This window comes from Lujinxingia litoralis (genome assembly GCF_003260125.1).
GTDB classification, from domain to species: domain Bacteria; phylum Myxococcota_A; class Bradymonadia; order Bradymonadales; family Bradymonadaceae; genus Lujinxingia; species Lujinxingia litoralis.
This window is the reverse complement of the sequence record NZ_QHKO01000001.1, coordinates 77,249-97,750: the sequence shown is the minus strand read 5'-3', so window position 1 is coordinate 97,750 and position 20,502 is coordinate 77,249. Positions and strand designations below refer to the sequence as shown.

Here is a 20,502-nt window from a genome sequence, read left to right as displayed (position 1 = left end):
GCACAAGGGCCCGAGGGTGAGCGCGGTCGTTAAGGGAGATTAGTCTTCCAGGTCATCGACACCCTGCTCCAGCTGGCGCAGGGCATCGATGACTTCGCGGTTTTCGGGATCGATCTGCAAGACCTCTTCCCAGGCCTGACGGGCCAGGGAGGGGCGGCCCAGAAAACTCCACAGGGTGCCTTTCATCATAAGAAGTTGCACATCGCCGGGATAGTGGCGCTCCAGCTCCACGAGGTGGACCAGGGCCATTTCGTGGCTGCCGGCCTGGGCCAGGCGTTTGATGTCTTCGACGCCGCGGTAGTAGCTGGGGCGACTCGGGGCGGGCTCGGCTTCGGCCTGGCCGTCAGGCCGCTGGCGGGGCTGGGGTTCGCCGGTTTCGCGGTCGAGGACATGTTCACCATCGACGAAGGCTCCTTCGCGCTCGAAGTTGGGGTCGGTGCGGCGCAGGTGGTCGATGAGTTCTTTGTCGGCCTGAGTCAGCGGGTGATGCGTGGGGAAGACCTCGGAGGAGGACTCGGTGCCCAGGGGAATGCGCATCTCGTAGCCGGTGGCGACTTCCGGGAACTCCACCTCCCAGTCGCGTTGGCCGTCGCTCATGCGCACGACGTAGCGTTGGGCGGGGATGGAGCCATCGCCGCGGTAGTGAGGCGCGGTGGTTGCGGCCGAGGGCACGATGATGGCGCTCTCGGTGGGCTTGTTGGCGCGCGCGCAGGCGCTCAAAAATAGGGCGCAGGCCAGGGCTGTCAGGAGGGTATGTCGCGTGTTCACAGCGAATCCTTCGCGAAAGATTACCAGTTGAAGCTCGCGCGAGCTTTAAAGCCGAAGCCGCCCAGATCGTAGCCGGCATATTCGGTGGGCAGGAAGTACATGGCGCTGATGCCCGCGCCCAGGCGGTATTGCAAGATCGCGTCCAGGCCCCACTCCATGCTGAAGGAGTTGCCCTCGCTGCCGGCGAAGAAGCCGCCGACGGTGGGGCCGGTGCGCAGCTCCAGGCGGTTGAGGTTGGGCTCAAAGAGTTCGTACTGGAAGGTGGCGCCCACAAAGGCACCGAGCAGGCCGTTGGCGTCGGAGAAGTTCGCAAAGCCCTCGGCGCCCACGCCGAAGAGCATCCGGCGGTCCTGACCGAAGCGCTCGTAGAGGCGGTAGCCAATGGCCGCGCCGGTGATGGCGCCGGCCGGGCCGTCGTAGGGGATGGTGCTCATGCCCAGGTAGAGTTGATGGCCGTAGTAGGGGCGCTCCTCGATCTTGCGTTCGAGTTCGCGCACCCGTTCGGCGCGGCTGATGATGCGAGCGCCGGTGCGCAGAATCGCCGCCGAGGTGGCATCGGATCGGTAGGTTTCGCTCCAGAGTACGGTGGCATCATCGGCCCGGAAGATCTCCAGCTGCATCGCCACGATGTTGGGGCCAGGAAAGAAGGCAAAGCTGATGTCGAGGAAGGCTTTGACGTTGAGGCGTTCGGCTTCGCGTTGGAGATCTTCGTGTTCGGTCAGACCGACGCTCACCACCCAGTCATCGCCTTCGACGCGCGAGCGCATGGCCCGGCAGGCGATGCAGCGCTTGACGCGATGGTCGGTCAGGTTGGCGATGCCCGAGACCAGGGTGCTCTCCACGAAGCTGCCGAAGTGGGGGCTCAGGTTCGGGGTGAGGTTGAGGTTTCGGACCGCCAGCGGGGAGATCGCCCGAGGGTTGAGATCGGCCAGATCGGAGAGGGCTTCGTCGACCATCTCTTCGGCGAGCTGGTAGATGTGGATGACACCGGCATCGGTGCGCAGGTGGCGCTCCACGCCTTCGGCGGCCTGGCGCTGGCGCTCGTCGGCGGCGGGCGCCGGGCGGACGCGGGGCTCTGAGAGGTCCGGAGCGTCTTCCGCAGCGTCTTCGGCCAGGGGCGTCTCCGGGGATTCGGAGCTTTCGGTGGCCGGGGCGTCGTCGATGCGCAGCTCATCGGCGCTCTGTGCCCGGGTCACCGACGCCAGGCCGGTGGTGACCAGCAGGGCGACCAGCGCGACCAGGGTACGCACAGCAGTGGAGGTGGAGGGAGACATCATCATCAGAAAGCCCATCCCAAAGAAAAGTCGAAGCTAAAAAGACCGTCGGTGTTCATGTAGTCGCGCAGGCTGGAGCGCATCTCCGGGTCGTAGACGCCGGGCCCGTAGAAGACCTGGTTGTAGAGCACGCGTCCGTGGGTGATGCCCAGGCGAGCGTTGAGGCCGAAGGCAAATTGCGCCTCGAAGCCGGCGGCGGCGGTGACCAGGTGGTAGCGTACCCGGGCTCCGGAGCTACCGGTGGAGGCGTAGCTGTAGAGTGGGCCCGAGCCCAGGCCGAAGCCCACCGTCAGGTAGGGAGAAAACCAGCGCTGTGAGGGCAAATAGGTGGCCTGGGCGGTGGTCAGGATAAACTCCTGGTTGCCGTTGACGTAGGTCATGTCGGGGTCGTCGGGCTCGTGATAGAACGAGTTGTCGACCATGATCGCGTTGAGCTCGGCGCGCAGTCGCCCTTCGACAAAGGTGCGTCCGACCAGGATGCCCGGGCCCAGCGTGCGGCCGCTCAAGGCCACCAACCAGGGTTTGTCGAGGCGATGGATGTCGTTACGCCGCCGGGCCAGGATGCGTTCGACCTGGCGACGTGTGTCGAGTTCCTGGTGGGCGATGTCCAGGTGGCGGCGGGCGCGATTCTGGGTTTTGAGGCGTTGAATACGGCAGCGGCGGTTTTGCCCACACACGCGATCAGCGCCGCCATCAGAGGCGTCTTCGGGAGGCGGGTTGTGTGGGTCGAAGGCAGGGGCTGCGGCCTGCTCCTGTTCTTTGAGAGCCTGCATGGCGGCCGGGGAGTGGCAGCGGTTCTGGTGGCAGACCCAGCTCTCGGGGCATTCGCTGTCGAAGGTGCAGGCGTCACCGGTCTGCTCTGCGCCGGCCTCGGCCGCCGCGTTGTCGGACTTGCGGAGCGCGTTCAGGCACACCGCCCCGGCGGAGGGGGCCAGTGAGGCAAAGACGAGGGAGGCGAAGGCCGTGATCCCGAGCAGACTGGCGAGTTTTAGCGATCGGCTCACAGGGCCTCCGCGGGTTGCTCGTCGGCGTCGAGTTCGAGATCAAAGCGGGTGGGCCAGCTCAAAAGCTCGCCATGGTCGCGTGGGATGATCATCAGGGAATGTACCGGGGGCCAGCTTAATCGTGGGATGGGCGCGTTATGAGCCAGGTGGGCCGGGGGGACATGGACGGTGCCTAAAATCAGCGCGGTGGCCTCCTCGCGGCCGACGCGTTCGGCGTAGCCGCGGGGGTGGGCCTCCAAAAGTTCGCCGGCCAGGTGGTAGAGCTCCTGCAGTTCGTCGCCGACTGCTGACTCGGGAGCGCTGCGGATGAAGCGTTGAAGTTCTTCGGTCATCAGCGTGAGCCAGCGTTGGCGACGTGTTCGGTCGCCGGGGGAGTCGCCCCATTCGGCCATCAGCGGCAGGGCGGCGCGAAGCACGCGGGCGAGTTGGGCATCGGCCCGGGCAAAGAAGCTGGCGCGGCGATGGGCGGGGATGACCTCCACCACCGCTTCGGGGCGCGGGGTGACCTGCCGGAGTTCGCGAACAAAGGCGTCGGTGTCGTCGAGGAGAAAGGCGGCGAGCGCCAGAGTGGCGTGGTAACGCGGGCGTTCTCGGGCGTCGGTGCGCTGGTCGAGCAGGTACCTGGCGAGGTGTCGGGCGACGTAGGGACGTCCGGCGTCAATGGCCACATCGGAGAGTTCGGCTACCCGTTCGAGCAGGTGGGTTCGGGGGCCGAATTCCTCCAGGATTTCGAAGGTGCGTTCATCGACCTGATAGGTAGCCAGCTCGCGCAGCACCTCTTGATAGATGGCTCCCAGATAGGGGTCATCACCGCGTTTGCGATCGCGCAGGGCCTGGCGAGCCGCACCGAAGAAGGCGTCTGTGCGACCGGCACGTCGTTGGGCGGTGACCGCGAAGTAGGCGTGAGCGCTGTGGAAGGTCATGGCGGTCGGCGGCAGCGGCAATGCCAGGTCGGCCGCCTGCTCAAAGCGTCCCTCCAGCCAGAGCATGCGCAGGCGCAGGTAGCGCGCGGCCTGAGCGATCGGGCCTTCGGCCTCTTCGCCGAGCATGCGCAGCGCGTCGGAGGCCCGGTCGGTTTGCCCGAGGAGCAGGGCCAGGGAGGCCTGACGGGCCAGCGTGCCGGCGGAGGCCTCGCGAGAGTTGAGGTCGATCAGGCGTTGCAGCGCGTCGTGGGCGGCCAGGGCGGCGTGGGCGTGGTTCAGTGCGGTTCGGACGCGTTTGGGAGCCGGGGCAGGCGGCGGTTGGTCGAAGCGCGCCAGTGTGAGGTCGGCGAGGTGGGCGGTGAGCGCGTCGTGATGGTGGGTGAGCTCGGGAAGGTGATGGGCGTCGATGCTGGCGAGCAGGGCGCGGGTCGCATCGGACTCCCTGGCCATCCAGGCATCGGGATCATGGTGGCGCGCCTGTGTCCCGAGCGATTCGCAGTGCCACTCCAGCTCGATTGGCGCGGGCCGCTCCCCGGGCCAGCGCTCGGTGTGGGCGGGCCAGACCACGAGGTTCGAGGGGAGCTCCTCGGGGGTCAGGCGAAAGGTCTCGCGGGAGGTCAGCACCGTGTGCAGGGTGCCGCGGTGCCAGCCCGAACGTTGGTTGGCGGGGAGCTCCATCGAGGCGCGGATCAGCCGCAGGCGGCGCGTCTCCTCCAGTGCGATGAGGTTGAGGAGCAGCGCGGTGTCGGGGGATGCGACGGCCGCTGTGGTGTCGAGCGGCTCGCAGGTGGCGATGTCCAGGAGGGCGTGGGCCACCGCGTCGAGTTCGTGTGGGGCGTGGCGTTGGTTGCGGTAGGCCAGTCGCGCTTCGGCCGCGGGCAGATCGCCGGCGTGGATGGCCTCGAAAGGCCCGCTGAGCTCATCCGGGCGATCGGTGAGGGTGATGCAAGCCGTGGTCGAGAGGGCGACCATGGTCAGGCTCAGGAGGCCTCCGCATGTCAGAGCTCGGGCGAAGCGCGGGGTCACAGGTTACCTCCCAGGGGGAGGGACCACCCGAGGCTCAGCGAGGGCATAAAGCCAAAGGCCGGCGCGATGCCGCGCAGCCGATTTTCAAACTGGGCGCTGAAAAGAAGGTCGATTTTTAGCTGCAGATCCCACTTCATGTGGATCACGACGCCGGCGCCGATGGCGGCGCCGGGGGCGATGCGTTCCTCGGCAAAGAGGACCCCGGCATGACCGACGAGCTGGGGATCGAAGCGCATCACGAAGCGCTCCCACACCAGAATCTTGGCGTAGCCCAGTGAACTCCGCACACCGGCGCTCAGCCAGAGGTCGGGGGCGCGCAGGTCCGGGGCAAGTCCGGTCTGCTCCAGCACGCTTGCGCCGGCCCGGGAGAGGGTGCTCTGGAGTTTGAGCACGCGCAGCTCCGCGCCCCAGCGCTCGTCAAAATAGTAGCCCAGGTCCAGGCCGAAGCCCGGGGTGTCGTAGAAGTCGTTGCGGACGAGCATCGCCGCGGAGAGATGCCCGTAGAGGCGATCCTCTTTCAGGACGACGCGCTCTTCGATGCTCGGACGCTCTTCAGCTCCGGCCGCGCTCACAAGAAGAAAGAGGCTCAGGATGGCGAGCCCGGTGGCCCGTGATAAGCGCATCATGGGGTCACCCACTGGCATTGGTTGCGGGCTCCGAGCCAGGAGGGATACGTCTGGCCGTTACGGGCCTGGAAGGGGTTATCACAGAACCGGTCGCAGGCCTCGTAGGTGAGGGCCAACCTGGGGGCAGAAAACTCGCCGAAGGGGATAAAACTCTGGGTGGGGAGCATGTAGTGCAATGCCGGTAGGCCACTTGAGGGCCAGGGGTGCGGATCGGACTGTGCGCTTTGCGGCGTCAGGCCCTCGCCAGTGTAGAGCACGGGCGCGGGGCTGGACTGACAGATTCGCATGTAGCGCGGGGTCTGGGAGCCCGACGGCCGGGGAAGTTCGAGGGCGTAGTCTTCCAGGGCCGGGGTGCTGCTCAGCGGGAAGAGGTAGCGTACGGCGGAGCGCAGCGAGGGTTCAAAGTCTCGGCTTTCCACGGGCATCCAGGGCGTGGTGTTGGCCCAGGTGATTGTGGGGTAGGAAGTCCCAAAGCCGATGAGCCAGGGAATGAGACCGGGGCCTGAGTCGGTGTCGGCGCGGGCCGTGAGCTCCAGGAGTTGGGCGTTTTTCTCAACGTTGACCGGGAGCTGGAGGTTGTTGAGCACGATCAGGGCGAGCGCCGGACGGACGCTCTGGTCGGCCATGGCATCCAGGGCGTCGGCTTCGATGGTGCTGAGCGGGTAGGTGAGGCTTTCGGATTGATCGCAGCCACTGGTCGGCGCCCCGGTGGCATCGCGGGGGTAGTAGACGCCGAGTTCGTGGACCGGCTTACGCTCTTCGGCAAACTCGTCGAGGATGGTGTGGCGTACGGCGTTGACGAGCTGTTCGCAGCGCCCGGAGTTGCTCACCTGAAGATCGACCAGGAAGGCGACCTGGGTGGGGTGGCGAATGGTCTCGATGATGTGGTCAAGGTTGCCCAGGTACAGCTCGGGGCCAGGGCTCAGCGGCGCGACAAGGGCCGTAGCGTTGCGGTCGGAGCGCCGGGGGCGCACGGCCAGGCATGGAGGGTCGTCTGTCCAACCCTGGGGTAAGGGGACCGTAGCGCTCAGGGGGCTCCAACCGTTGGCAGGCGGAGGCTCGCAGACGATCTGGCTGTCGATCTCATCGGCGCCGGTAAGGACCCACTCAAAGGAGCGGCGAATGGGGAAGCCGTCTTCCACCAGGAGATCGACGAGCTGTGGGTTTGCGACCTGGTTGTTGGAGGCCGGCACGGGATCGAAGGCGTAGGTCTGCGGGACCTCACTGCTGCGGGGCTCGGCGCCGGGGATGGTGCCAAAACGTTGGTGGACGGCCCGCAGTGCGACGGTATCGGTAGGAGCCGTCCAGCGACCGGGAAGCTGATACTGGAAGCACAGATAGAGGCGATCGCAGGCGAAGGGCTCGGAGGGATAGGGCGCCGTGGCGAGGTCAAGGGGGCGGTGGGCACCGTCTTGCCAGAGTTCGAACTCCACCAGGGCTGGGTCGGCGCTCTGGGTCAGACGCCAGACAAAGAAGGTCAGGTCGTCCTGGTCTGAGTAGCGCACCTGCAGGCCGCGAGGGGTGTAGGGGCTGGTCTCGAAGTCGACGAATGAGCACCCGCCCGACAACCATAGAAGGACAAGACCTGCCACAAGCAGGGGATGTAAGGAGGTACGAACCAAACGTGAGCTCCGACCGTACAGACAACGTGGACGGTCTCGGGCTCAAGCAAAGGCTATGCCATGGCTCCTCCCTTCGTTCCCGAGACTTGCGTCAATCGGAGCCAAGGTAGCCGATGGTCTTCAAAAGCTCCAGCCGCAGTGGCGAGCTCAGGGGTTGGATTGACGGTTGATGCGCTCGGCCACGACGACGGCGTCGACGATGGACCAGATATGAACCACCCAGCCCAGGAGCACCAGCCAGAGCAGGATGCAGAGCACCATCATGATGATGCCCTTGCTCACCTCGCCATTGTAGATCTGGCCGGTTCCGCAGAGGATCAGGCTCAGGAGCAGGGCCATGCCCGGTTGATGTTCGGGCTGGTCGAGGGCGCCGGGGTGATTGAGCGCGAGCTCTGAGCCGCCGGCGGTGGCCAGGGCGGTGGAGACCCGGGGCTGGGCAAAGCCAAAGGGGGCATGGTCGGGTTGTGTCGCGTAGGAGCCCGTCTCATAGCCGGTGCAGGACACGACGGTGGGACGCTGGTTGGCCAGGGGCCGGGGCTCACAGCTGGCCTGGGCATCCACGATCATCGAAGCGCTCTCGCAGCCGGTGGCGGTGCGCGTAGGTTGCGCGCTGTGGCGGAGCCCGCCGTCGTAGCCCTGTTGATGCGAAAGGGTGGGGCCGGCGTACTTGCGGGACATGATGCCGTAGTTCAATTGCGGAGAGGCGCCCGGGAGCACTCGATCTTCAGTGCCCGCATGACGGGTATGGCGCTCTTGATGTACGAGCGCGTGGTGATCATGGGGTGCCTGTGCGCCCGGGGAAAAGGCCGGGATATCGGCGGCATCATCAAGCGAGGCGCTGAAGGGCGATGCCAGCGGTGGCGGCGTCGCCGGCGCCCGGGCATCGGTCGGGGATGTCGGGGAGGGCGCAGGAGCGCGTCCGGCGGCGATGTCGGCCGCTGCCTGAAGGTCCTGCCAGCTATCGTCGCCGGTCTGGCGAGGCGTGGGGGTGTGCAGGCTTCCCTGGTTGGGGACCTGATAGAAGAGGTTGCCCTCGGAATCACTGTCCAGCTCAAGCGCACCTTCTTCTAGAAGGCGGTTGAGCAGGCGGTTGGCCTCCCTCGAGGGGATCCCGAGGTAGTAGGCGACCGAGGCGGTAGTGATCCGGGCGTCGGTCTCGAACGCCATCTTCAGTATGGCCTGTTCAAATCGCTGCACTTCCATGGGGCGCCACCCTCTCGGTTACCACATCACCAGTGAACGGATCGGGTTGGGAATCCGACGCGCTCACTCTAAAAACCATCGTAGCGAGGCGAATTGTTCCCAACAAGCCAGGCTGCGAAGATGCATAGAGTGTGCCGGGCGCTTTTCAGAGAGCCGGGCGCGTATCATGCAGACGCCGATCCCATCACCAGCACCCTCGATTCAAAACTAAGCAATCCGGCGTTTAATTCAACGCGCTCGCCGACCTCCTCCACCGGCCAGATGCTTCCGGCGAGAAAGTGCGCGCGGGGTCTCAGCGCCAGGCCCACGCGTGGGTCGGCGCCGTGAACCGGGACCATCAGCCGCGGGCTCAGGGCCCGGCACCACTCCCAGGCCTGAGCCGCGCCCACGGTGAAGTAGCCGCCGACGGGCACGATCATCACGTCCGGCCGGCCCAGCGCCCTCAGCGCCCGGAGGTCTTCGGGGCGAGGGCTATGGCCGATGTCGCCACAGTGCAGCACCGAGCAACCGTGAACCTGGATCAGGAGGAGGTCGCTTGTGCCGCCGCGGCGACTTCCCTGATATTCGTCATGGTAGGCCGGGATGCGGTGGAGGGTGAAGGGCCCAAATGTTCCTTCGACCAGGCGTGGCGGGGGGCCGACGAGGGTGTCGATCGCGGCGTGGTCGTCGTGGTCGTGGGTGGTGATCACCCGATCGAAATGCTCCTCGATCGGGGGAAGTGCCATCAGGCCGCCGAACCCGCCGGGGCGGTAGGGATCGATGATCAGGCTATGCTCACCGGCTCGAAGCCCGAAGGTCGCGTGTCCGTAGAAGCGCAGCTGAGGCGCCGGGCTCGGGGAGAGGGGCGGAGTCATGGCTCCGGAGCGTCTTCCAAGAGGTTGACGCGGAGCCAGCTCGCCAGGGCCTGGCGGCCCAGGGGCTCGATGGCTTCGAGCGTCAGCACCAGAAGCGCCGGGTCGCTTAAGGTCTGGGCCGCTGGCGAGGCGCGCAGCACCCACCCATCGGCCGTCTCGACGCTGGGGCGCGCTCCGTCTCGGACCACTCGGAGGGGCGCTTCATCGCGGTAGTCGCGGTGCAGCGTCCAGCCCCGTTGTGGCAAGGACTGCGTGCTCGGTGCGTCTGCTTCTGCATCTACGAGCAGTGCTTCCTTCGCAAGCGCTTCCGTGCCTTCGGCGAGTCCGTTCGCGCTGGCGCGCGCGGCTTCCTCCGCGCTCCGACTGAGCGCGGCCTCGACAGCCCGCGGCGCGCTCCGGTCGACCTCCGAAAGCGCTCCCTGGTTTCGCGGAGCCACCGCGACGTTGAGCGAGGCGTACATCGGCGTGTCGAGGGCCTCGGGGCCTGGCTCAGCAGCGTGTTTCGCGCTGCCCGCCGGCGCCGGGGGGCGCAGCAACCCCAGCAGTTCCCCGGTCTCACCGAAGATCGCCCAGTCCTGTCCGGCGCGCTCCACCCGCCAGTGGCCTTTGAGTTCGCTCACCTCGGGGCTCACCCGGCGGCTGTCTACCGTGTGACCGTCCCAGCGTTGCGCGCGTACCTCTCCCGCCTCAAGCAGGTGCACTCGGCCGGCCGGCTGCATCGACTCCTCATAGACGCGCACCTGATGCGGACGCACCCGTACCTTCATGAGGGCCCCGTCGGGGCCCTCAAAGTGCAGGCGTTTGCCGCGCGTGGTGAATTGCTCGTAGAGCTCGCTTCCCGGCACAAAGCGCCGGGGCTCGGGCTGCTCGCGCATGCATCCGCTCAGCGCGAGCAGCCCCAGAATGGCGAGGACTCGCGGGCCGCTCACTCTTCGGCGGCGATGGTGATGTTGCGGTTTTGACATAACTGGTCGAGCAGTCCGTTGATGAAACCCGGGGTACCTTTATCGCCAAACTCCTTGGCGAGCTCCACACAGGCGTTGATCACGACCAGCGGCGCCGTCTCGCCCTCCAGGAGCTCACTGATCCCCAGGCGAAGCAGATTTCGGTCGACCGCGGCCATACGTCCGATGCGCCAGCGGGGGCTTAAGACCGTGATCTCCTCATCGATCTTCGAGAGGTTATCGATCACCGCCGTGACCCGATGGACCACCAGGTCCCAGTAGCGCGCCGGGTGGTCGTCGGGCTCGGCCAGGGTCGCGCGAATGCTTTCCAGGGCCTGGCCCGACTCGTAGCCCGAGACATCAATGGCGTAGAGGGTGCGCAGCGCGGCGCGGCGAGCGCGTCGTTGTTTGTCGATCATCAGAGTGCCTTCTTAGCCTGAGAGGGCGTCGTAGAGGTTGACCATCTCGAGCGCGGCCATGGCCGCCTCCACGCCTTTATTGCCGACCTTGGAGCCGCTGCGCTCCACGGCCTGGTCCAGAGAATCACAGGTGATCACGCCAAAGCTCAGCGGAATCTCGCCATCCATCGCCAGCTGTCCGATGCCTTTGGTGGCTTCGGCGGCGATGTAGTCAAAGTGCGGGGTGGCACCGCGAATGAGCACGCCCAGGCAGATGATCGCGTCGACGTCGAGGGAGCGTTTGACGCGGGCGGCGGTCATCGGCAGTTCGAAGCAGCCCGGGCAGCGCACCACGGTGATGTCGTCTTTCTCCACGCCGTGACGCACCAGGGTATCGATGGCACCGCTCAAAAGCTGGTCGGAGAAAAAGGAGTTCCAGCGCGCCGATACGATCGCAAAACGCTTGCCCTGGCCGTGAAAGCCACCTTCGTAGGTGTTGGTCATAACAGATTCCTTTTATGTTTCAAGTGCTTAGGTGTTTGGGCTCAGGCGGAGCGTTGGGGGATCGGGATCTGGTTGACGATCTCAATGCCGAAGCCGTCGCTGCCGATGATGGTCTTGGGACGGTTGGTCATGACTTCGACCTTGCCGCAGCCGGCGTCGCGCAGGATCTGGGCGCCGATGCCCAGCGAGCGCAGGATCTGGCGAGGCTGGTTGATCTGCTTGGCGCGCTCCTCCTCGCTGAGCTCGGTGGCGGCCTTGTGCACATAGCGGCGCACCAGATCGCTGGCACGGCTGCCGGGCTTGTCCAGGTACACGATGACCCCGGTGCCGGCCTCGCCAATGGCCTGCATGCAGTCGCCGATCAGGTGAGCGCTCTCGCTGCGCTCTTGCAAAAAGAGGTCGAACCCGTCGATGCGCGGCTGCACCCGCACCGGGGTCGGCGTGTCCGCGTCGGGCTCGCCGCAGATAAAGCAGAGGTGTTCGGCTTCATCGACCCGGCTGCGGTAGACGCGAACCTTCCAATCGCCCGGGTACTCGGTGTTGAGGGTGCTCTCCTCGACCACCTCCAGCAGAGATTCCCGCTGCAGGCGGTAGGTGATGATATCGCTGACCGAGATCAGCACCATGTTGTGCTCCTCGGCAAAGCGCTCCAGGTCGTCGAGGCGAGCCATGGTGCCATCGGGATTCATGATCTCGCAGATGACTCCGGAGGGCTCGCAGCCCGCCAGACGCGCCAGATCGACGCTGCCTTCGGTCTGACCGGTGCGCACCAGAACGCCGCCCTCACGGGCGCGAAGCGGGAAGATATGCCCCGGCATCACGATGTCGTGGCGGGTAGCTCCCGGAGCCACCGCCGCCTGCACCGTGCGGGCGCGGTCCGCCGCGGAGATCCCGGTGGTCACGCCCTCGGCCGCCTCAATGCTCACGGTAAAGGCGGTGCCAAAGGGGCTGGTGTTGCTGTCGACCATCATCGGAATGCCCAGCGTCTCGATACGCTCCGGCGTCAGGGTCAGGCAGATCAGCCCGCGCCCGTGGGTGGCCATAAAGTTGATGGCTTCGGGAGTGACCTTATCGGCGGCCATCACTAGATCCCCCTCGTTCTCGCGCTCCTCGGCGTCGAGCAGGATCACCATCTCGCCCTGGGCGATGGCTTTGAGAGCTCGTTCTACGCGAGCGATTGCGGCGTCAGACATCGGCGCTACCTCCAAAAAGGGTCATTGAAATCCGAAGCGGGCCAGCTTCGCCAGATCCAGGCCTCCGGTAGCCTGCGGATCGACGAACTTGCGCACATATTTTCCGAGCACGTCAGCCTCCAGGTTGACGCGCTGACCGACCTGGTAGTCGGTGAGTTTGGTCTTGTCGGACGTAAAGGGAATGATCGCAAGGCTAAAGCGCGCCCCGGCCACCGAGTTTAGCGTCAGGCTGACCCCGTCGACGCAGACCGAGCCTTTATCGATAAGGTAAGGCGCAACTTCCGGGGGGGCGTCCACCTCAAAGAGCCAGGCGTTTTTATCTTTGCGGCGGCTGCGCACCACGCCGACCCCGTCGACGTGGCCCAGCACCAGGTGACCGCCCAGGCGATCTCCCACACGCAGGGCACGCTCCAGGTGGACGCGATCGCCGGGGCGACGATCGCCCAGCGTGGTTTTCTGCAGGGTCTCCGGGCTGGCGTCCACGCAAAACGCCCCGCTTTCCAGGCGCGTGACCGTGAGGCAGGCGCCGTCCACAGCAATGGATTCGCCCAGCTCCACCGTGCTCAGATCAAAGCTCGTCGCAAGGGTGAGCTCCCAGTTCTCGCCAGCCTGTTTGCGGGCGCGAACCTCGCCCAGGTCGGCAACCAATCCGGTAAACATCGTCTATACCTCGTCGAAGATCGAAGGGAGTAGCGCGCGGCGCTCTTGGGGGATGTCCCCGCGGAGTAACAGGTCGTCGCCGAGCTGCTCCAGGCTCAGCCCGTCGAGCGTGACCGCCTGCGACATAAGCTCCAGCCCGGCGCCGCCAAGGGGGGAGGGGCCACTGCCGCCAATGAGTTTGGGGGCCACAAAGGCGTACACCTCGTCGATGAGCCCCTGGTCAAAGAGTGTGCCATGGAGGCCGGCGCCACCTTCGACCAGAACGCTGAGCAGCTCTTTGGAGGCGATCGCCTGCAGCACCTGCCGGGCGTCCAGGCGACCGGAGTCGTCCCGGGCCACCGAGATCAGGTCGACGTTATGGCGAGCTCTCAGGGCTTCGGCCCGTGCCGGATCGGCGTCGTCGGCGCAGATCACCCAGGTCGGGGCCGGGGAGTCGACCAGGTTGAAGATCGCAAGCTCTGGCGACGCCACCAGATCGGCGTCGAGCACAAAGCGCACCGGGTCGCGCCCTCCCGCCAGCCGGCAGGTCAGCTTCGGGTCGTCGGCCAGCAGCGTGCCGGTGCCCACCAGAATGGCATCCAGGCGATTGCGCAGCTCGTGCACGCGCTGGCGAGCGATGTCGCCGGTGATCCAGCGCGAGTCACCGCCGCTGGCGGCGATTTTGCCGTCCAGAGTCATCGCCCACTTCGCTACCACCCGGGGAAGTCCGGTGGTGATGTACTTGAAAAAGGGCGCGTTGAGCGCCTGGCTCTCCTGGTCGAGCACACCGTGCACCACCTCCAGCCCGGCGGCACGCAGGCGTCGGATGCCGCGTCCACTCACCCGCGGGTTGGGATCGATGGTGCCGACCACCACACGCCGGATCTTATGCGCGATGAGCGCATCGGAGCAGGGCGGGGTGCGGTTATGATGACTGCAAGGCTCCAGGTTGACGTAGAGCTCGGCACCGGCCACGTCGCCGCCGGCATCTTTGATGGCGGCGACCTCGGCGTGATCCTCTCCGGCGCGGGCGTGGTAGCCCCGACCGATGATCTCGCCATCACGCACAATCACACATCCCACCAGCGGGTTGGGCCGGGTGCGGCCCTCGGCCCGTCGCGCCAGCTCAATGGCCTGGGCCATATACGCCGCGTCGGTGGGCTTCTCTACGGAGGCTACCATGTCCTTCTCAATCCTTCGGGGAGGGCTCGGACGAGTCGCCCCGGTCGCGCTCAAACTGATCGAGATCGCGCAGCTCGCTCAAGAACTCTTCGATGTCGTTGAACGCACGATAAACGCTGGCAAAGCGGATGTAGGCCACCGGGTCCAGCGCACGCAGCTCGGTGGTGATGGCCGAGCCTATCCAGTCGCTCGTCACCTCGCGCTGGCTCAGCTCCAGCATCCTTTCCTCAAAGCGCTCGATCACCGCTTCGATCTCAGCCAGTGAGATCGGTCGCTTGCTGCAGGCCAGCCGAATGCCGCGCTCGATCTTCTCACGATCGTACTCCTCGCGGGTGCCGTCGCGCTTGATGATCTGCGGAAAGGACTCCTCAATCTGCTCATACGTCGTAAAGCGGCGTTCGCACTCCAGGCATTCACGGCGGCGACGAATGGCCGAACCACCGCGGGCCTGGCGAGAGTCCACGACACGATCTTCGAGGTGGCCACAGAAGGGACAGCGCATAGCGGCTCAGGGAAAGAGGAACATCAGGAGTCGGAGTCGTCGCCCGTTTCAAGCTCGGTGATGCGGGCCACTCGCCGGCGGTGGCGCCCGTCATCGCCCGGATCAAAGGCTGTGGTCAAGAAGGCTTCCACACAGGCTTTGGCCATGTCGGATCCACTCAACCGGGCGCCCAGGCAGATGACGTTGGCGTCATTATGCTGACGCGCCAGCCGGGCCTGAACCGGGTTGCTCACCAGCACCGCCCGGATACCGGCGACTTTATTTGCCGCGATCGACATCCCCACCCCGGATCCACAGATCAGAATCCCGAAGCGGGCCTCGCCACGTGCGACCACGCGAGCCACGCGTTCGGCAAAGTCGGGATAGTCCACCGGGGAACCATCCGAGGGGCCCAGGTCGCGCACCGTGTGGGAGTGGCTGCCGACCCATTCGTTGAGCTCGGCCTTCAGCTCGGTGCCGGCGTGATCCGAGGCGATCGCCACATCGCTCACCCGGGCCGAAGGGCCCGGTTCACCGCGCAGGGAGTCGATCAGCGCGATCAGATCGGCCACGGTTTCCACCGCCTCCAGCGCCTCCTCCGAGAGTTCCCCGAGCCCGAAGACCTCCTCGACGCGCCAGACCAGGGTGACCACATCCAGGCTGGTCACCCCCAGATCTTCGGCGAAGCGATCGCCTGGGCTTATCTCCAGAAGCGGGATCTCAAAGACCTCCGAGATCACCTCAATCACGCGCGTTTGTGTCGACATAACTCCCCGGGCAGTAAACGCAGCGCGCCGGTCGACCCTCAACACTCCATAAAAGTGCGGGGCCACCGGCGACGTCTGCTTAAATCATCTTTCTTCCGACCAGGTCGGCGGCACGGGCTCAGTACTGCTCCCACACCTCAACCACCTGCTCTTCGCCGTAGAAGCCACAGTCGGCGCAGGCGCGGTGCGAGCGCTTGGGCGCGTAGCACTGCGGGCAACGCTGCAGTTTGATGGCGGTAAGCTTGTCGTGGTTGGCGCGACGCGAGCGCGTCTTGGCCTGGGACTTACGTTTCTTGGGCACAGCCATGATTGCCTCCTCTCATGCATCTTTTCTGGCGCAGGCTCTCAGTGCCCTTGCCTTCATTAACGTTGCTTTAGGTCGCCGCCCTGGCAGGGGAGGGGACCGAGTTCACTTAATCTTTGGCGTCGCTCTTGAGCTTGATCTCACGCAGCTTCGACCAGCGCAAATCCATGGAGTTGGCTTCGTTGGTCTCCACCGTCTCCTGACCCACATGCGCCTCAAAGGCTTGATCGCAGGACTGCGAATCTTCCTCCGGGCAACGTGCGAAGCTGGGCAGCTCCAGAACCACCGCTTCTACAATCAGCGGGCGAAGGTCAATGACCTCTCCCTCGTAGAAGCTCACGTCGAGGTCGTCGGCACTTAGCACGATCTCTTCCTGATCGCCATAGGCCTCCTCCCACGAAGCGCGAGACATCAACACGAACTCGACCGAAGAGTCAAGCTCGAAGCGGCGCTCGCGCATGCAGCGCCCGCAGGTGTACACCAGCACACCGGCCACCGTCCCACTGAGACGCACCGTCGAGTCGATGAGCTGTGCGCTCAATTCGACCTCAAACTCCGCGTCTTCCGCCGGTCGGTAACCCGCCTCGTCAAGCCCCTGGGCCAGCCAGCCCAGCTCGTCGATCGGAGCCTTAAAGCTCAGTTCGACCGCTTCACCTTGAAAATCAAGGAGATCGAGCTCGAAGTTTTCGCTGTTGATCGCTTTCATGATCCGGCCTTCCGAACGATGATGGAAGTCTTTGCAACTCCCTTAAACGCGGCTCTTTTACCGGGGGGCTGCACCCACGTCAACGGACTTGCGACAACCGGGGCCGGTACCTCAACATTTCGCCCAGAATCTTTGCTGAAGACCACCTTTGAACCACGACCCTGCTCATGCGTACACAGACCACCGCATCTTCTATCCTCCGGACGCGCTGGCGGCGCTCTACCCTCGGGATCGCCGCACTGGCCGCGGCCTCTCTCCTGTTGATCAGCTGCGCGGCGCCCCGGGCTGCACTCCGAGATGTGGAGTTTCGCTCCATCAACTTAAGTGCGCTCAACTTCGCGCTGCTCATCGATCTGACCAACCCCAACGAATACGCGCTGCCGCTGCGGGAGGTGGATTGGCGCGTCGACCTCTTCTCGGCCTACCTGGCCAGCGGGACCCTTCGTCACGATCAGCAGATCCCGGCACGAGGAAACGCCCGAATTGACCTCCCGGTGGCCGTGCGCTTTGCCGAGGCAAAGCAAAGTGCGACCCGAATCATCCGCGAGCCGGTGATCCCCTGGCAGGTCTCCGGGGCCTGCCATATCGAGACGCCGATCGGCAGCATCCCGGTGAGCTTTCGCGACTCCGGGACCTGGAACAACCCCCTGGTGCGCTGAATCCGCTCAGAGCAGACCCTGGTCGCGCAGCCGGCGCAGCTCCGTCTGGAGCCGGTGGGTGGCAAAATCCACCCGGCGCAGGTGGTCGCCGTAGTCGGGATGGCGGCCGGCGAAGAATGCGTGGGCGTTGAGGTAGACCAGATACCCCGCCATCGCCGTGTTCCCGGCAGCAGCGTGACCGTGCAGGGTCTCGATGGTGGCATGGGTGTTTTGGTAGGCGCGCTCCGAGAGCGAGGTCGCCAGACTGATGGCATCTTCGCTGAGCACATCGGCGGCCAGCCCCCACTCTTCGCCTCGCCAGTCGCGGCGCTTGCGATCAAAGCGCAGGCGAGTGGCTTCCTCTCGCCAGCGACGGCTCGCGTCGTATAGAGGCTCATAAAAATGCGGGGAGCGGCGCACGGCCTCCACGTAGAACGTGTAGAAGGCGATGAGCTCCTGGTCGAGCGCGTCGCGCAGCTGGCGGACTCGGCGCATCATCCACCACTGCTCCAGGCGCCGGCCCAGGTCCCCGGAGATAAACGCGCCGAGCACCGACTGCGCATCGAGGTTGCCGAGCTTCTCGACGTCGAAGAGGCCGCCACCCCCGCGCTCCGAGAGACCTAAGGTAACAGGGCCCCCATAGCCACTTCGGGTGTCCCCGCGCAACGCGCGCCTGCGGCGCGCTTCCTGGTGCGTCGGCACGCCGCTCCCCTCGTGCCGCCGCACCGGGAGGTTATCCGCGACCTCGGCGCTCTCCGGCCCCTCCAACTCCAGCACGCGCCGTCGGCGCTGGCTCAGCCCCGGAAGCTGCCGGCGGCTTCCCACATGGCGATGCTCGTCAAAGAACTCCCCGATCGCCTCCAGGCTGTCTTCCAAAAACGCGTCGTAGCTACCGTGGCCCGCCACCAGATCTTCGAGCCGATGCCACACGCCGAAGATCTCCTCCTCGTGCTCGGGCAAGAGATCATGATGCGCCATCAGCTCCAGCGACCAACTCGACGCTCCCAGATCCCAGTACACATCAAACACCGACACCCGGGTCGCGCCCACCGGGTGCGGCGCCCGCAGCGCCGCCCGCAGCTGGACCCGTTCCTGCGCCGCTCGCCGCTGGCGTGCGGCCTGCGTTAACCCGCCGCCGGCGAGCAATGCCAGGGTGGTCAGAATCGCCCAGGTGATCGGTTCCATGATGGCCTGTGAAGGAGCGTTTTGTGCGGGTTAAAGGGGCTCGACCAAAGCACGGCGTATCAGCGTGCGCGAATCGCACGCGCCGGCAACGAGGCGCGCGATGATGTCACCCGGGCTCCAACGCTGTCAAAACGCTTCGGGGCTCTCCGCGGGTGCGCCCCGGGCTTTCTGAAACCTCGTCATGACAAGGAGCATCTGCCAACCGGTGCTCCCCCGCGCAACCCGCGCCGGCGGCCCGCAGCGCGGGTTGACGCCGGCTTCGGCCAGCACCATCATCCCCGCCGGTTGACGCGAACCTCTTCCCCGCTCGCTGGCGAGTGCGGTCAAGAGCCGTGCGGCCTGTGACGTGGCAGTGTGGGGCCCTTCGGGCCCCTCAGGTGGTTGGTAGTGAGAGCAACAACGATCTTCCAGAGCGCGTGGGCGCTGAGCATCACCCTGACGCTTGGGGGCGTGCTGGCCGGCTGTGCATCTTTTCGCACGCCTTCGCCGGTGTGCCTGGCCGGTGCCCAGCTCGATAAGAGCGGGATCTGCCGCAATCAGCTCACCCCGGAGCACCGGATCCCATTTCGGGAGGGGAACACCGTGGAGGTCTCCCAGGGCTTTCACGGGTATACCAGCCACAAAGAGGGCATGGCCTTTGCGGTCGACTTTGCCTGCGCTGAGGGCACCCCCGTGGTGGCCTCCCGCGATGGCGTGGTCTGGGCGGCGCGGGGCGATTCCAACAAAGGGTGCTCCGCCTCGGAGTGCGTGGAAGACGCCAACTACGTAACCCTGGACCACGGCGACGGCACCTACTCCGCCTATTACCACCTCCAGCACTTCGGAGCGCTGGTCCAACCCGGAGATCAGGTCTGCGCCGGCCAGCTCCTCGGCCTCTGTGGCAACACCGGCTTCTCCAGCGGTCCGCACCTGCACTTCGCGCTCCAGGACCTCACCGGCAGGACCCTGCCGGTGCGCTTCACCGAAGCCCGAGATGCCGGCTACGCCTACCCGCTGCCCCTGGCGAGCTACACCTCGCAAAACGCCCTCTCGCTGACCTGCGATCCTACCGACTACTCGACCCTTCCGCGCGACGCCTTCGCGCATCAGGGCGTCTTCCTGCGCAAGAAACTCCCCACGGTTCTCCCGCTCGGGGAGGGCCGCGCCGGGCAGACGATCGAGGGCACCTACCGCGGCACCTCTCCCAACGTGGTCATTCACCGCCGCGCGCAGGGCGCATCCACCTGGCAGGAGGACTGCGTCCCGGTGGACGCCCGCGGCCGCTTCGAAACCACGATCGTCTGGGAGACTCAGGATTATCCTGCCGGCCAATACTTCTTCATGATCACCGGCGGCGACCAGGATTGTGGCTCGCCGGGCTGGGCCTGGTCCTACGTCTTGCGCGTCGACCGGCCCTGAATCCTTCCCCTACGAGGTCTCTATGGGCACGTTCAACACCCTCCACCTGTTCGCCGTATCGCTGATTCGGGCCGCCCGCGGCCGAAAGGTGCGCGAGCACAACCAGGCGCAGCCACCGCGCCCCGAGCAAGCCCTGGAACTCTACGAGTTCGAGGGCTGCCCCTACTGCCGAAAGGTGCGCGAGGCGCTCAGCGAGCTCGATATCTCCTACATCGCTCGTACCTGCGCCCGCGGCGACACCACCAAGCGCGCTCGCGCCACCGAACTCAGCGGCAAGCTCCAGTTCCCGGTGCTCATCGACCCGAACACCGGCGATGTTCTGCTTGAATCCTCGGCGATCCTCGACCACGTGCACCGTCACTATGGCCAGGGTCTGCCGAGTGTAGACAGGCTCACCAGCCTGCCGAGCACGCTGACCGGGTTTATCGCCACCCTGGTGCGCCCGCGCGGCATCCGCGTCCTCCCCGGCCTGGAGGCCCGCACCCAACCGCCCGAGCTGCCGGTACTCTACGGTTTTGAGGCCTCTCCCTTCTGCCGAAAAGTGCGGGAGACCCTCCACGAACTCAACCTGGATTACCGCATGGAGAACGTCGCCATCGGCTCGGCCCGTCGCTCCGATTTCGAGGCGCTCGCCGGTCGCGTGATGGTGCCTTACCTCGTCGATCCCAACCAGGACGTCGCGATGTTCGAGTCCGACGACATCGTCGCCTACCTCCTCCAAACCTACGGCCCGACCGGCGCGCTCACCGCCAGCCCGGCAGCCGGCGTCTTGCCCCGCTGAGATCCCTGGGCTAAACCTGCACCGCACGTCTTCTGATGGCTGTGTTGAGCCCACTTTACTTCATTTTCCAACGAGCCCGAGC

The 20,502-nt window shown here is 65.8% G+C and carries 22 protein-coding genes and 1 pseudogene; 3 read left to right on the top strand and 20 right to left on the bottom strand.

The features are described from left to right. Positions 1-39 precede the first annotated feature (39 nt). The 19 genes and pseudogenes from DL240_RS00405 to DL240_RS00320 form a co-directional block, all read right to left on the bottom strand. Positions 40-768, bottom strand: a complete 729-nt coding sequence (locus tag DL240_RS00405) for a tetratricopeptide repeat protein (protein WP_111727877.1) — start codon at positions 766-768, stop codon at positions 40-42. A 20-nt stretch (positions 769-788) separates the two neighbouring features. Then, positions 789-2,048 carry a hypothetical protein gene (locus DL240_RS00400; RefSeq protein ID WP_146618016.1) on the bottom strand — a complete coding sequence of 420 codons (1,260 nt, stop codon included), beginning with the start codon at positions 2,046-2,048 and terminating at the stop codon, positions 789-791. Next, positions 2,048-3,046: a hypothetical protein gene (locus DL240_RS00395; RefSeq protein WP_111727875.1), complete on the bottom strand. Its 999-nt coding sequence runs from the start codon at positions 3,044-3,046 to the stop codon at positions 2,048-2,050. The genes DL240_RS00400 and DL240_RS00395 overlap by 1 nt, the downstream gene beginning before the upstream one ends. Further along, positions 3,043-4,941, bottom strand: coding sequence for a hypothetical protein (locus DL240_RS00390; protein WP_111727874.1), 1,899 nt, complete (start codon positions 4,939-4,941; stop codon positions 3,043-3,045). Before DL240_RS00390 ends, DL240_RS00395 begins: the two co-directional genes overlap by 4 nt. A gap of 50 nt (positions 4,942-4,991) precedes the next feature. After that, positions 4,992-5,621 carry a porin family protein gene (locus DL240_RS00385; RefSeq protein ID WP_146618015.1) on the bottom strand — a complete coding sequence of 210 codons (630 nt, stop codon included), beginning with the start codon at positions 5,619-5,621 and terminating at the stop codon, positions 4,992-4,994. Further along, positions 5,618-7,243: a hypothetical protein gene (locus tag DL240_RS00380; protein ID WP_146618014.1), complete on the bottom strand. Its 1,626-nt coding sequence runs from the start codon at positions 7,241-7,243 to the stop codon at positions 5,618-5,620. The genes DL240_RS00385 and DL240_RS00380 overlap by 4 nt, the downstream gene beginning before the upstream one ends. A 147-nt stretch (positions 7,244-7,390) precedes the next feature. Continuing rightward, positions 7,391-8,446: a hypothetical protein gene (locus DL240_RS20175; protein WP_199589685.1), complete on the bottom strand. Its 1,056-nt coding sequence runs from the start codon at positions 8,444-8,446 to the stop codon at positions 7,391-7,393. Positions 8,447-8,610: 164 nt separating this feature from the next. Then, positions 8,611-9,300 carry an MBL fold metallo-hydrolase gene (locus tag DL240_RS00370; RefSeq protein ID WP_111727871.1) on the bottom strand — a complete coding sequence of 230 codons (690 nt, stop codon included), beginning with the start codon at positions 9,298-9,300 and terminating at the stop codon, positions 8,611-8,613. Next, on the bottom strand, positions 9,297-10,175 hold the full coding sequence (locus DL240_RS00365; RefSeq protein WP_111727870.1) for a hypothetical protein: 879 nt from the start codon (positions 10,173-10,175) through the stop codon (positions 9,297-9,299). The genes DL240_RS00370 and DL240_RS00365 overlap by 4 nt, the downstream gene beginning before the upstream one ends. Positions 10,176-10,225: 50 nt before the next feature. After that, the gene (gene nusB, locus DL240_RS00360) at positions 10,226-10,663 is read right to left on the bottom strand and encodes a transcription antitermination factor NusB (protein WP_111727869.1); all 438 of its coding nucleotides are present in this window, start codon (positions 10,661-10,663) and stop codon (positions 10,226-10,228) included. Positions 10,664-10,675: 12 nt separating this feature from the next. Further along, positions 10,676-11,146 carry a 6,7-dimethyl-8-ribityllumazine synthase gene (ribH, locus tag DL240_RS00355; RefSeq protein WP_111727868.1) on the bottom strand — a complete coding sequence of 157 codons (471 nt, stop codon included), beginning with the start codon at positions 11,144-11,146 and terminating at the stop codon, positions 10,676-10,678. A gap of 41 nt (positions 11,147-11,187) precedes the next feature. Further along, complete coding sequence (gene ribB / locus DL240_RS00350) at positions 11,188-12,339, bottom strand: 3,4-dihydroxy-2-butanone-4-phosphate synthase (protein ID WP_111727867.1); 1,152 nt, start codon at positions 12,337-12,339, stop codon at positions 11,188-11,190. A gap of 21 nt (positions 12,340-12,360) precedes the next feature. Further along, complete coding sequence (locus DL240_RS00345; RefSeq protein WP_111727866.1) at positions 12,361-12,999, bottom strand: riboflavin synthase; 639 nt, start codon at positions 12,997-12,999, stop codon at positions 12,361-12,363. Between the two features lie 3 nt (positions 13,000-13,002). Beyond that, positions 13,003-14,160: a bifunctional diaminohydroxyphosphoribosylaminopyrimidine deaminase/5-amino-6-(5-phosphoribosylamino)uracil reductase RibD gene (gene ribD / locus DL240_RS00340; RefSeq protein WP_111727865.1), complete on the bottom strand. Its 1,158-nt coding sequence runs from the start codon at positions 14,158-14,160 to the stop codon at positions 13,003-13,005. A 7-nt stretch (positions 14,161-14,167) separates the two neighbouring features. Then, a complete protein-coding gene (gene nrdR / locus DL240_RS00335; RefSeq protein WP_111727864.1) occupies positions 14,168-14,662 on the bottom strand; it encodes a transcriptional regulator NrdR in 495 nt (164 codons plus the stop codon). A gap of 23 nt (positions 14,663-14,685) precedes the next feature. After that, positions 14,686-15,144: a ribose 5-phosphate isomerase B gene (gene rpiB, locus DL240_RS20840; RefSeq protein ID WP_347342240.1), complete on the bottom strand. Its 459-nt coding sequence runs from the start codon at positions 15,142-15,144 to the stop codon at positions 14,686-14,688. A gap of 57 nt (positions 15,145-15,201) precedes the next feature. After that, positions 15,202-15,408 (bottom strand): annotated as a pseudogene (locus DL240_RS20835) (acyl carrier protein); the annotation flags it as partial. Positions 15,409-15,526: 118 nt separating this feature from the next. Continuing rightward, complete coding sequence (rpmF, locus tag DL240_RS00325; RefSeq protein ID WP_111727862.1) at positions 15,527-15,715, bottom strand: 50S ribosomal protein L32; 189 nt, start codon at positions 15,713-15,715, stop codon at positions 15,527-15,529. A gap of 106 nt (positions 15,716-15,821) precedes the next feature. Further along, complete coding sequence (locus DL240_RS00320) at positions 15,822-16,418, bottom strand: YceD family protein (protein WP_111727861.1); 597 nt, start codon at positions 16,416-16,418, stop codon at positions 15,822-15,824. A gap of 167 nt (positions 16,419-16,585) precedes the next feature. Here DL240_RS00320 and DL240_RS00315 point away from each other — a divergent pair, with 167 nt between their 5' ends. Further along, positions 16,586-17,077 carry an LEA/WHy family protein gene (locus DL240_RS00315; RefSeq protein ID WP_111727860.1) on the top strand — a complete coding sequence of 164 codons (492 nt, stop codon included), beginning with the start codon at positions 16,586-16,588 and terminating at the stop codon, positions 17,075-17,077. Positions 17,078-17,083: 6 nt separating this feature from the next. Here the strand turns inward: DL240_RS00315 and DL240_RS00310 are convergent, their stop codons facing one another. Further along, positions 17,084-18,241, bottom strand: a complete 1,158-nt coding sequence (locus tag DL240_RS00310) for a hypothetical protein (protein ID WP_111727859.1) — start codon at positions 18,239-18,241, stop codon at positions 17,084-17,086. 387 nt (positions 18,242-18,628) lie between these two features. Between DL240_RS00310 and DL240_RS00305 the strand changes: the two genes are divergently transcribed. Next, a complete protein-coding gene (locus DL240_RS00305; protein WP_146618013.1) occupies positions 18,629-19,639 on the top strand; it encodes a M23 family metallopeptidase in 1,011 nt (336 codons plus the stop codon). A gap of 22 nt (positions 19,640-19,661) precedes the next feature. Beyond that, complete coding sequence (locus DL240_RS00300) at positions 19,662-20,420, top strand: glutathione S-transferase N-terminal domain-containing protein (protein WP_111727857.1); 759 nt, start codon at positions 19,662-19,664, stop codon at positions 20,418-20,420. Positions 20,421-20,502: the final 82 nt, after the last annotated feature.